Source organism: Sphingosinicella sp., from assembly GCF_041916975.1.
Taxonomy (GTDB): domain Bacteria; phylum Pseudomonadota; class Alphaproteobacteria; order Sphingomonadales; family Sphingomonadaceae; genus Sphingosinicella.
The window spans coordinates 4,142,162-4,153,718 of sequence record NZ_JAYRYK010000001.1; the positions used below are offsets into that span (position 1 = coordinate 4,142,162).

General features: G+C 64.0%; 10 protein-coding genes and 1 tRNA gene. 3 read left to right on the top strand and 8 right to left on the bottom strand.

All coding sequences use genetic code 11. The annotated features are described in order from the left end of the window. Positions 1 to 34: 34 nt before the first annotated feature. Together glnA and ACE3TJ_RS19430 are read right to left on the bottom strand one after the other, a co-directional pair. A complete protein-coding gene (glnA, locus tag ACE3TJ_RS19425; RefSeq protein WP_374599186.1) occupies positions 35 to 1,447 on the bottom strand; it encodes a type I glutamate--ammonia ligase in 1,413 nt (470 codons plus the stop codon). A 56-nt stretch (positions 1,448 to 1,503) separates the two neighbouring features. Continuing rightward, a complete protein-coding gene (locus tag ACE3TJ_RS19430; protein ID WP_339704182.1) occupies positions 1,504 to 1,842 on the bottom strand; it encodes a P-II family nitrogen regulator in 339 nt (112 codons plus the stop codon). 238 nt (positions 1,843 to 2,080) lie between these two features. On the opposite strand from ACE3TJ_RS19430, the gene ACE3TJ_RS19435 reads away from it, so the two are divergent. Then, a tRNA-His gene (locus tag ACE3TJ_RS19435) sits at positions 2,081 to 2,157 on the top strand. A gap of 32 nt (positions 2,158 to 2,189) precedes the next feature. Here ACE3TJ_RS19435 and ACE3TJ_RS19440 read toward each other — a convergent pair. The 3 genes from ACE3TJ_RS19440 to ACE3TJ_RS19450 form a co-directional block, all read right to left on the bottom strand. Next, positions 2,190 to 6,404 carry a translocation/assembly module TamB domain-containing protein gene (locus ACE3TJ_RS19440; RefSeq protein WP_374599188.1) on the bottom strand — a complete coding sequence of 1,405 codons (4,215 nt, stop codon included), beginning with the start codon at positions 6,402 to 6,404 and terminating at the stop codon, positions 2,190 to 2,192. Beyond that, complete coding sequence (locus ACE3TJ_RS19445; protein WP_374599190.1) at positions 6,404 to 8,392, bottom strand: autotransporter assembly complex family protein; 1,989 nt, start codon at positions 8,390 to 8,392, stop codon at positions 6,404 to 6,406. Before ACE3TJ_RS19445 ends, ACE3TJ_RS19440 begins: the two co-directional genes overlap by 1 nt. A gap of 84 nt (positions 8,393 to 8,476) precedes the next feature. Continuing rightward, complete coding sequence (locus ACE3TJ_RS19450; protein WP_121048184.1) at positions 8,477 to 8,686, bottom strand: hypothetical protein; 210 nt, start codon at positions 8,684 to 8,686, stop codon at positions 8,477 to 8,479. A 179-nt stretch (positions 8,687 to 8,865) separates the two neighbouring features. On the opposite strand from ACE3TJ_RS19450, the gene ACE3TJ_RS19455 reads away from it, so the two are divergent. Continuing rightward, a complete protein-coding gene (locus tag ACE3TJ_RS19455) occupies positions 8,866 to 9,048 on the top strand; it encodes a hypothetical protein (protein ID WP_374599193.1) in 183 nt (60 codons plus the stop codon). 147 nt (positions 9,049 to 9,195) lie between these two features. Here the strand turns inward: ACE3TJ_RS19455 and ACE3TJ_RS19460 are convergent, their stop codons facing one another. Further along, the gene (locus tag ACE3TJ_RS19460) at positions 9,196 to 9,780 is read right to left on the bottom strand and encodes a helix-turn-helix transcriptional regulator (protein WP_374599195.1); all 585 of its coding nucleotides are present in this window, start codon (positions 9,778 to 9,780) and stop codon (positions 9,196 to 9,198) included. A gap of 166 nt (positions 9,781 to 9,946) precedes the next feature. On the opposite strand from ACE3TJ_RS19460, the gene ACE3TJ_RS19465 reads away from it, so the two are divergent. Further along, positions 9,947 to 10,633: a hypothetical protein gene (locus ACE3TJ_RS19465; protein WP_374599197.1), complete on the top strand. Its 687-nt coding sequence runs from the start codon at positions 9,947 to 9,949 to the stop codon at positions 10,631 to 10,633. On the opposite strand, the gene ACE3TJ_RS19470 is transcribed toward ACE3TJ_RS19465, so the two are convergent. Together ACE3TJ_RS19470 and ACE3TJ_RS19475 are read right to left on the bottom strand one after the other, a co-directional pair. Next, positions 10,630 to 10,767: a hypothetical protein gene (locus ACE3TJ_RS19470; RefSeq protein ID WP_374599199.1), complete on the bottom strand. Its 138-nt coding sequence runs from the start codon at positions 10,765 to 10,767 to the stop codon at positions 10,630 to 10,632. The two genes, ACE3TJ_RS19465 and ACE3TJ_RS19470, sit on opposite strands and share 4 nt — an antisense overlap. Continuing rightward, positions 10,764 to 11,531 carry a hypothetical protein gene (locus ACE3TJ_RS19475; RefSeq protein ID WP_374599201.1) on the bottom strand — a complete coding sequence of 256 codons (768 nt, stop codon included), beginning with the start codon at positions 11,529 to 11,531 and terminating at the stop codon, positions 10,764 to 10,766. Before ACE3TJ_RS19475 ends, ACE3TJ_RS19470 begins: the two co-directional genes overlap by 4 nt. Positions 11,532 to 11,557: the final 26 nt, after the last annotated feature.

Genomic DNA, 11,557 nt, shown 5'->3' on the forward strand with positions numbered 1-11,557 from the left:
TCGCGCGAGCCCCTGAACGGCCCAAATCCCCCGATCAGGCCGAATAGTACATGTCGAATTCGACAGGCGAAGGCGCCATTTCCCAGCGCAGCACTTCGTGCATCTTCAGGTCGATGAAGCTGTCGATCATCTCGTCGGTGAAGACACCGCCGCGCGTGAAGACCTTGCGGTTCTTGTCGAGGTTGACGAGGGCCTCACGCAGCGATCCGCACACGGTCGGAACCTTCTTCAGTTCCTTCGGCGGAAGGTCGTAGAGGTTCTTGTCCATCGGCTGGCCCGGGTGGATGCGGTTCTCGATACCGTCGAGGCCAGCCATCAGGATCGCGGCGTAGCACAGGTACGGGTTCGCCGTGGCGTCCGGGAAGCGGAACTCGACGCGGCGGCTCTTCGGGCCCGTGCCGTACGGAATACGGCAGGAGGCCGAACGGTTGCGGCTGGAATAGGCCAGCAGCACCGGCGCTTCGAAGCCCGGGACGAGACGCTTGTAGCTGTTCGTCGAGGGGTTCGTGAACGCGTTCAGCGCCTTGGCGTGCTTGATGACGCCGCCGATGAAGAACAGCGCGGTTTCCGAAAGACCGGCGTAGCCGTCGCCCGAAAAGAGCGGCTTGCCCTTCTTCCAGATCGAGATGTGCGTGTGCATTCCCGAGCCGTTGTCGTCCTTGATCGGCTTCGGCATGAATGTTGCCGTTTTGCCATAGGCGTGCGCGACATTGTGCACGACATACTTGTAGATCTGCATGCGATCGGCGGTCTGGACGAGCGTGCCGAAGGTAAGGCCGAGCTCGTGCTGCGCTGCAGCAACTTCGTGATGGTGCTTGTCCATGGGCAGGCCCATTTCGAGCATCACGGAGACCATTTCCGAACGCAGGTCGTGGCACGGATCAACCGGCGCGACGGGGAAATAGCCGCCCTTGGCGCGCGGACGGTGGCCCATGTTGCCCTCGTCGTACTCGCGGCCCGTGTTGGTCGGCAGCTCGATGTCGTCGATCTTGTAGCCCGAGCCGTTGTAGCCGTTTTCGAAACGCACGTCGTCGAAGACGAAGAATTCGGCTTCGGGGCCGACATAGGCGGTGTCGCCGACGCCGCTGTTGCCGAGGAAGGCTTCGGCGCGCTTGGCGACCGAGCGCGGATCAGAGCCGTAAAGCTCGCCCGTCGCCGGATCGACGACGTCGCAGAACACGATCAGCATCGGCGTCGCCGAGAACGGATCGACATAGACCGCGTCGAGATCGGGCTTCAGGATCATGTCGGACTCGTTGATGGCCTTCCAGCCGTCGATCGAGGAGCCGTCAAACATGATGCCGTCGGTCAGCATGTCTTCATCGACGACGCTCGCGCACATCGCCATGTGGTGCCATTTGCCGCGAAGATCAGTGAAACGGACATCGAGCCACTCGATCTCCTGGTCCTTGATCATCTTCAGAACGTCGGCTGGTTTGTTCGCCATTACTCGCCTTTCCTCTTTTAACCCTGCTGGTGTGGAGTTGTTGCCCGTTTGATGATTCAGATGGCTTCGCTGTCGCGCTCGCCGGTGCGGATGCGGTAGGCTGATTCGATCGTAGACACGAAGATCTTGCCGTCGCCGATGCGGCCCGTCTTGGCGGCACCCGCGATCGCTTCCACGGTGCGCTCGACGATGCCGTCGTCGACGACGACCTCGAGCTTCACCTTCGGAAGGAAGTCCACGATATATTCGGCGCCGCGGTAAAGCTCCGTGTGGCCCTTCTGGCGGCCAAAGCCCTTCGCCTCGACAACGGTGATGCCCGATACGCCGACTTCGTGCAGCGCTTCCTTCACCTCATCAAGCTTGAAGGGCTTGATGATCGCCTCGATCTTTTTCACCTGGCTTTACCCCTTGAACGAATTCGATCTGCCCCGGATGGGGTATTGCCTTCGCGTAACGCATGATCCGTGCCAGATGCCGCAGCGCGGCAAAGCGCAGGGGAGCGCATTTTCAGGGCAGCGGTTTTGTCGAATGCTGCACGACTTCCGGGCATCTTGCCTAAAAATTCAGCAGCCGCATGTGCCTCGCTTGACGGCAGGCCGGAGCGACCGTATGTGCGCATCCTCATCGCGTGTGGCGACCGTAGCTCAATCGGTTAGAGCGCCGGTTTGTGGTACCGGAGGTTGCGGGTTCGATCCCCGTCGGTCGCCCCAGTTTTCCAGCTTTTCCGCCCTTTTCAGGCTGCTCAATAGTCCTTCGACCAGCGCAGGTTGACGCTGGTGCCGCCGAGCGTCGCGACCGACGAGAGGATCGAAAGCGCACGCGTTAGCTCGATCTCCAGTTGCGTCGCGGTGTAGCCCTGCGCATCGGTGGCAACCTCCACATAGACACGGTCGGTGAGGTACTCGCCCGCCGCGACCGCGGTCTTCTGGCCGGTGAGCTGGTTCGCCTCCATGATGCGCAGCCGATCGAGGCCGACCGCGCGGCGCACGGCGTTGATGGGGTTTATGCCGCCGCTGCCGCCCTGCAGCGAAGCGACCGCGCCCGCGAGCTGGAGCGCTTCGGGCGCAGAGAGGTTGGCGATGGACGTGCCGAACAGCACGCGCGAGAGCACTTCGTCCTGCGGCAATGCGGGCACGGACGAGAAGGCGATCTCCGGGCGCTGACCCATGCCGCGAATGGTGATCGTGGCGGTAAGACCTTCGACGCGCGCCTCGGCTGCGATGTCCACAACCGGATCGGGCGGATAGGTGCCTGTGAAGCGCAGTTCGCCGCGTGTCAGCCGGAAGGTCTTGCCCGCGAATTCGTAGTCGCCGCGCACGAGTTCGGCGACGCCGCCGATGCGTGGCGCGGTCGCTGACCCCTTGATGTCGAGGTCCGCCGACCATTCCGAATCGAGACCCATGCCGCGCACCATGATCTCGTTGTTGCCCTTTGCCTTCACGTCGAGCTGCCAGACGGTGGGTTCGGGTGCGCCTTCGACGACGAGCGGCTCGGCGCGCAGCAGTTCGGTGTTCTTTTCGCGAACGCGGAGCAAGGGAACCTCGGTCTGCGCGGTCTGCCCGATATTGAAGCGGGCCTTGTCGATATTGACGTTGCCCGAGATGATGGCGCCTTCCGGGCTGTTGCTGATCCGCAAGGGGCCGCTCGCGGTGGCGCGGAGGTCGTCGCGATTGAGGATCAGCGCCGATTTCATCACCATCGCGATCTCGATCGGGAAGCCGCGCGCGAACGAAAGGTCGATGCCGCCGCTGCCCGAGATCGAGCCGGTGCCCGCGGTTCCCGAGAACTCGGTGAGTTCAAGACGCGAGCCGGTGAAGCGCCCGTTGAGGCGGATGTTGTCCACCACCGTGCCGGTGATCGCGCTTTCGATGCGCGAGGCACGCGAGCGCACGATGCCGGTGAGCGAGGGGTCGCCGAGTTCGCCACTGATCTCCAGCGCGACGGCGATGTTGCCGCGCACGCTGAGCGCGCCGACGCCGGTCAAGGGCCACAGCATTTCGGCGGGGCCGCGCCAGCGGAGCTGACCCGAGATCGGCGCCTTCATCAGGCGGTCGAGCCAGGGATCGTCGATGCTGCCGGGAATCGAGAGCAGGCGGCCCTGCAGGATGCCGAGGCGCTGGCCGTTATCGAGGAAGGCGGCGCGCATTACCGCCTTGTTCGCTTCGAGCTGCGCGACGACGGCGAGATCGACGGGCTTCGAGAACGCCTCTGTCGCGCGCGTGAAATCGGTGACGCGCAGCTTCGCCGTGCCGCGCGGCAGGCCGCCCGACGGGAAGATCATGTCGATGCGGCCGCTCGCGGTGCCCGTGAAGTCCATGCCCGGCAGTGCGAGCTGCAGGAGGCCGAGCCCGGCGGCGTTGAGATCGGTGGTGAGGCTGATCGCATCGCCGAACGTGCCGCTGATCCGCGCGGTGCCCGAGGGCAGGTTGAGCACCACGGGCGCGAGGTGCCAGCCTTCGTCCGTGCGGTCGAGGCGCGCGGGGGCGGCGAGCGCGAACTTCTGGCGCGCGATCGTGCCCTGGCTGGTGACGATGATGCTTTCAGGATCGAAGCTCGCGGCAAGATCGAAGGTGAAAGGGGCGCCGCGTTCGCCTGTGGCGATGAGCGCCGCGGTGCCTTCGCCCGCCTGCATTTCGAGCGTGCCCTTCAGCGTCTTCAGCAGCAGCGCAGACTGCTTCAGGCCTTCGATATCGAAGCGGCCCGAGATTTCGGCGCCGGCCTCCCTGAGCACGATGTTGCCGTCCACCCAGCCGCGCCGGATGGTGGTGCCGCCGCCGAAATCGAGGCGCGCGGCACGTGCCCCGAGATTGGCGTCGATGCGCTGCACGCCGCCTTCGGGCGAAAGGCGGATTTTCCCCGAGATGCCGGTGCCACGCACATCGAGCACGCCCGATACGGCGGGGGCGCCGTCCACCGCGCGGAGCGGACCGGTCGCGGTGAGACCCGCGATCTCGGCGGACTCGATGTCGTACACCGTCTGCGGCGCGCCGGTGAGGATGCGGCCGCGTGCGCGCGCCGGGCCCGCGACCGTGTCGGCAAGCGCGGTGAAGGCGTAATTCTCGCCCTGCGGCGTGAAGGTGGCGCGGATGTCGCGAAGCTCGATGCCCGCCGCGTAGCTCTTGACGAGGATGCGCGCCTCGGGGCGCGTCACGAGGCCGCCGAGCTCAACATCCATCGGGCCATACCGCTTCGAGACGGCATTGCCGTTGAAACGGATGCGCTGGTCCATCGCATAGGTGCCGCGCCCGGTGACGCGCACGTCGGGCGAGGTGAGCACGGCATTCGTGAAGGTGACGAGGCCGTCGGGCGTGCGGACGATATCCGCGACGACGCGCGGATTGCCCTGGAAGAGGAAGGTCAGCAGGCCGTTGTCGAGCCGCTTCATCGCGGCGTCGGCCTTGCCGCTGATCCGCAGGCGGTTGCCCGCCCGCGCATCGGGCTCAAACAGCAGCTTCGCCTTGATGTCCGCCATGCCGAGGCCGGGAATGGCGTAGCGCGGCACCGATCCGTCCGCGTTCACGCTGTAGCGGCCCGTGCGCGTTTCGATGTTGAGGTCGGCGGTTGCGGTGACGCGGTCGCTCGACAGCTTCAGGCCCTTGGCGGTGATGTACGGCCCTTCGAGCGCAATGACGCCGGTGATGCGCGGGTTGGTGGCGAGCGCTTCCACGAGTTCCCCGAGCCCGGTGACGCGAAGCGCGCGCGCTTCGACCGGAACGGCGAGCTTGTCTTTCGGGAGTTCGCCCTTGCCCGTCACCTCGACACGGTCGAGGCGCGTGGTGCCGATGGCGAGCCAGTTCGCGGACAGGCGGTAATCGACGAGCGGGCGCGAGAAGGGGCCGTCGAGCGTCATGGCGAGGCGCATGTCGTCCGCCGTCATTGTCGAGATGAGCGCCTTCGGCTGGCGTACCGAGGCACCCACCGACAGCGTGCGGAAGCGCGATTCGGCGAGATCGATGGTGCCGTCGAGTTCGAGGCCCACCGAAGGCGAGACGATCGAGGCGCGGCCTTCGATGACGCGCTCGGCGATCGTCGCGGCGGCGTCCACCTCGATCGATGGCGAGCCGAACTTGCGTACGATGCCGCCGATCGCGAGGCCGGGGGAAGCCGTGCCCTTGAGCGCGAAGCGGCCGTCGTCGGCGCTGAGCGCAAGGTTCATGAGCGGAGCATCGCCGAGCGTGCCGACCGCCGTGCCGCGCCATTTCTGCCAGCTGCCTTCGCCTTCGATGTTGGCGACAAGCGGCTGATCGAGCCCGAGGATGCCGCCGACGACACCGCCCGCCGGGGCGAGGAGCCTGCCTTCTATGTCGAACACCTTGTCGTCCGGCCGCGCATCGATGCGCGCGACGAGCGCATCGCCGCCGGTGCGCGAGTTGGCGCGCAGCGCGGCGAGCAGGCGGCCGCTGGCGATGTCGGCGCCGCCGTCCGCCGAAATCTGGTGCCGCTTACCGAGGACGGGCGGTTCGAGCGTCAGATTGCCGATCTGAAACCGCCCAACATAGATGTCGTAGTTCGGGAGGATCGGCTTCTCCTCCGCGCTCGGGATCAGCTTCGGCACCTTGAGCAGTCGTGCTTCGGGCACGACCAGCTTCACGATATGGAGCCGGCGGCTGAACACCGCCTGCGGCCGCCAATCAAGCTCGACGCGGGGGGCTTCGAGGAAACGGCCCTGCGGGTCCGACAGCGTGAGACCGTGGACGACGGCGACGCCGTAGAGCGAGCCGTCGATCCGGTCGATGCCGATGCGCAGGCCCGATTCGGGCGTGAGGCCCATGACACGGGCGATAAGCCACACGCGGCCCCGATCCGTATCGAGCACGGTGAGCGCGGCGGCGATGAGCAGCGCGAGGCCGACGGCAATGGCGGAGAGCCAGAGGAAACCGCGCATCGCATAGGTCCAGAACGGGCGGCTCAGCACCTCGTCCTCGATCTCTTCGATGATGCCGTCGCGCCCCTCCATCAGAACGCCTGCCCGATGGAGACGTAAACGGCGACGCGCGAATCGCCCTTCTGCCGGTTGAGCGGGGTCGCGACGTCGATGCGGACGGGGCCGAAGTTCGTGTAGTAGCGCGCGCCGATGCCCGCGCCGAACTGCAGGTCGCGGAAGCGGGGGTAGGGGCGCGTATCGATCTGGCCCGCGTCGATGAACGGCACGACGCCAAAATTGCCGAAGCGGTAGCGCGCCTCGAGGCTGAACTCCATCAGGCTGCGGCCGCCGAGCGGATCGCCGTCTTCGTCCTGCGGGCCGACGTCCTGATAGCCGTAACCGCGCACCGAGCCGCCGCCGCCCGCGTAGAAGCGGCGTGACGGTGCGATACGCGAGCGCGTGGCGCCGAAGATCGTGCCGAACCGCGCGCGGCCCGCGAACACGAGATTGTCTTCCATCATCGGAAGGTAGGCCGAGCCATCCACCTGCGCGCGCGTGTAGCCGAAGAAGCCGTCCTGGAACGAAGCCTCGGGGCTCACCCAGCCGGTGAGGCGATAGCCGCGCTTGGGATCGAGAAGATCGTCGGTGCCGTCATACGCCACCTGCACGGGCGCGGCGGCGATGATGAAGGTGCGGAGCGGCGCGAAGCCCGGCGCGATGCGCAGGCTACGGTCGCGCTCTTCGGAGGCCTGGAGCTCGCCGCCGATCCGGTATGTCCACGCCTTCTGCCAGATGAGGTTGGTTTCGCGCTCGATGAACGCGCCGAGGCCCAGCGTGCGGGCGTAATAGGCCTCGCGGTCCTCGACGCTGGCCTCGACGCGCGCGGCGAGCGTGCGGTCGCGCTGCTTCCAGTTCGAGCGGCGGAGATCGGCCGACAGGCGCTGCTCCTGCGTGCCGAGCACGCCGCGGAACGTGACCTGCCCCTGCGGGCGAATGAGGTTTCGGTGCTGCCAGCTCGCCTCGACGCGGAAGCCGTCGGTCGTGCTGTAGCCGACCTGCCCGGCAAGCGTGCGCTGCGGGGCAGGGGTGAGTGCGACGACGAGGTTCACGGGTGTCGTGCCGTCGGCCTGCGGCGGTCCGCGCTCCGGCGTGATGCTGACCGTGCTGACAAGACCCGTGGCGATGAGCGCGCGGCGAAGGTCTTCGATCTCGCGCGTATCGTAGGGGTCACCCGGCTTGAAGCGGGCGAGGCGGCCGATGTGCTTGGCGCTGAACAGAGGGTCGCCATCGACGCGGATCTCGCCGAAGCGGGAATTGTCCCCTAGCTTCACGTTCAGCGCGTAGCTTGCCGTGCGCGTATCGTGATCGACGACGATGTCGGGATTGTCGACGTCCGCGAATGGGAAGCCGCTCTCGCCGAGGCCGAGGCGAAGCCTATCCAGCGCCGCGTTGAAATCGTTGGCGACGAGCGGCTGCTTTTCCTTGAGATCGAGCTTCTGCTCGACGAGCGCGCGCTCGGCCTCGTCGTCCACGTTGATCTGGATTTCGCCGAGCGCATAGCGCGGCCCCGTGTCTACCGCGGTGGTGACCTGAACGCGGCCGTCGCGGGAGGCGGGATCGACCTCGATCGCGATCTCTGGATCGTAATAGCCTTCCGCGCGAAGCAGGCGCGTGAGCAGCTCGGTATCGGTGCGCGCGCGGCGCTGAAGCTCGGCGAGCGAAGGCACGGTCTTGCCGCGCCCGGCATAAAGCGCAGAAAGCGACTTGAACGCATCGGCGACCTTGAGCCGGTCGATCGGTCCCAGCGCGAAATCATAGCGGAGATCGACGGGTGCTTCCTGCGCCTCCAGCGCGACATCGGCTTCGGCGGCATCTTCCGCGAACAGGTCTTTCCATTCGTCCTCGATCTCAGGAAGCTCCGGGAGCGGGGCGCGGGGATTGGTTCTCTGGTCGTTCGCGTCCGCGGAATCGGGAGAAGGCGTTTCATCCGCCGGGGGAGGTGCGGGCTGTTGCGCCGCGGCCGGTAGCGACTGGAAGAGCGCAATAGCCGCAATGCTGGTGCCGATCAGCGCTCGATACATTGCACGGGTCTAGCCGAAGCCGACCCCGCGCCGGTAGGGGAATTTTGTGGGCTTTCCGACTTGGCCTATCGGCTCGTCTACGGATCAGTGCACTTCGCCGACGACGTCCTCAAGCTGAAGCAGCATGATGGCACGCTCGACCTGCCGCCAGCGGCAGAAAAGGTTGAGATTGCCGGAATCGCGGTAGCGATCGGCGATGGTCGCGGCTTCGACGACAGCGTCGTCACCGAACTTGGCGATCAGGCTCGAGGCATCCTCGAGCGAACCGCGATCGTGTATGGCAAGCAATTGCATTGGAGATAACCCCCGCCTATCCTGTTCCTGCACCTTCACCAGCAAGGCTGATGCCATCTTCCAACTGACTGGATTAAAACGATTTTCTCTGTCGCGTTGGCGGCATGGCCTGTCCGGCCTGTTTCAGGGCGGGACAGGTGGTGCAAAAACCGGATCCGCAAATAGCGAAGGAATGAGAAATGCAGGCTGAACGGCACGGGCGAAACCAGGGTACGCCCGCGGGACTGCTCATCGCGCTCGGCCTATTCGCGGGCACGGGATTCGGCATCGCCCGGCATCAGGCAATGCTGGGTGCGGTGATCGGTTTGGGTGCCGGTATCGCGCTTGCAGTTCTCTGGACGCTGTTTCAACGCAAACGCTAGGGCGGATCGACATTCAGCCCTGACGGCCTGCAAATGGCGGATTTCCGCGCTTCCGGTGCTCACGTACCTTTAGTACGCTGCGCTCCGGGTCACGAAAACCCACCATTTTCGGCACGTCATCTTCTGAATGTCGATCCGCCCAAGGTTTCAGCGCAGTTCGCGCCCCACCCAGATCACGCGGCCGACGATATCGAGGCTCTCCGCCGCGCAATCTTCCCAATCGGGCCAGCCGGGGTTGTCGCTCTTGATGGCGATTCCCTGCGTCGCCGGGTTTCGTGTCAGCCGCTTCACGACCACATTACCGCCGCTGCGCAGCGCGTAGATGCCGTCGCGCAGGGCTTCGGCACCGTCCGCCGTGTCGACGAGCACGGGATCGCCGTGTGAAAGTGTGGGGTGCATCGCATCGCCCGCGATACGCAAAACTGAAAGCGCCTGCGGATTGCCGCTGCACAGCCCGGTGACCCAGCGCGCCTGGAAGGCGAGCGCAGCCTCGGGCGCGTCTCCGGCGGCATCCAGACAGGGGATGAGCAGATAGTCGTCCACCGCCGAGGCTTCGGCGGCACGGGCGATGACGGCTTGCCCGACGCGGGACTCAGGGCCGCCCAGCACATGCTCGGGCACATCGAAATGGCGCGCGAGCGTGCGCCGGTCATCCTCGTCGAGCTTGCGGGGCACGCCGCGCCGGATGAACTGCTGGATGTAGGTGGGATTACGGCCAATGAGGCGTGACACCGACGCGTAGTCTTCTCCGCGCGCGTGAATGAGCGTGTCGAGCGTCCGGCGAACCGCGGCGGCGTTCAGGGCGTGCCTCCCTCGGGCAAACAATGATCGTTTTTATCCTAGACTTGTGGCGTTTGTATAGATTGCAAACCCGCCGGACTAAGCATATGAAATACCCATGTTCTCGGGGGACTCGCTTACAGTCATTGTTGCGCTCGGCTCAGCCGTGTTCGCCTGCGTGATCGGCGCGATCACCGCCCAGCCCGGCTGGCGCGTGAAAACGCTGCTGGGCATGGGGGCGTTCTTTGCCCTGCTTCTGTTTGGGTGGATATTTGCGCCGGTAGCTAGCCCGGTCTTTGAGGGTATTCGCGAGATCATATTAGCAGCCGTGCAAAGCGGCTCGCTTATAATGGTAGGGACCGTGGCTATCGTCGCCATGATGTATCGCAAACAGCCGCAAGTACTGCCGTCCCAAAGCGGCTCGCAAAATAGTACATCTACAAATGAAAGGCCACGGTTCAGCGTCCCCGGCAATCCAACTACGAAATGGACACCTGACATCAGCCTAAAAGAGGCCTCCCGCTATATGGCCCAAGATAGTAAGTGGGGCGGAACTCATTATCGCCTTACACACGAGCAGTTGAGCGCTGAAATTAAAAACGCATTATACTCTGGAAAGCTAAAAGCTTGGGCTAAATCTCACCCAGACGATACCGATTTTTATCAAATCCAAGCGGGCTGTTGGTTTCCGTCAGATATAGATATTGGTAATAATTTCGCGTTTTTCAATTTACCCGCTGAAAATGCTTACGATATTCACCTTTCAACTGTAGAGCTAGGAAGCGCATACCCGCCAAAAAGTTAATCCGCTTCCTTGTCAGGCTTCTGGCTAGCCACCTTCCGCAGCCTGTCCTCCCACGCCTTCTCGTCCTCGTCGCACTCTAGCTCGCGCGCCGCTTCCTTGAACTTGTCGGATTGAGGTTTTTGTTTTTCGGTCATGCCACTAGCCTATTCACGGAGTCCACAAGACTCGGGAGCGCTACTGGTGTTGCCCCAACCTCTAAAAGCTCAATCTCCTCAGGCTTCCACAATTCCTCAGGATCAAACACAATTCGCTGAACAAAGCGCGGGTTTTGGAGTCGGCGAACATCCAAATTCGCGACTATGGCGGAATTGATGGAATTTCCTTGATGTTTGACAACATCAACTAGAAGGCGCCGCCCGTCTGGAAGGTCGAGAGTATTATCAAACTTGTGCAGACGATCGCTGGCCCCACTTATACTAACTGGCTTAGCGGAAACCCAGTTTGGGAATTTTGCCACCAATATTTCGCGCGTCCGACGACTCAAGTTGCGCTCTGATGCGTCAGACCCGACCATAAGCAACGCCTCAGCAACGTCACGCGAAGCATTGGCGACAACTACTGTTGCGGCAAACAAAGAAGACAATTCAATTCGAGGCGACTCTATACGCCCCTCGACAAAGGATAGGCCTTTCAGCCGTATCGCACGCCGCACATTCAAGTTGAAAGCCGGCTTGGAAATGCCAGAAGCGACAGCTTCGTCGAGTGCGGCGCCCCCATCGGAAACGACCCACATTTGATTGCCCGCCGGGCGAATCTTGAGTTTCAGCAATGAGCCATTAGGCAGCTGACAGTGTGTCGTGAATAAGTAATCATCGCCTTGCCGCGCGCACAACTGCCAAGAGCGGACAGCCTCGCATGGGTCCGTCATGGTTACAGCAATTGATCCGGCGGTGGCCATCCCGGCACATCCCTACTGCTAGCACC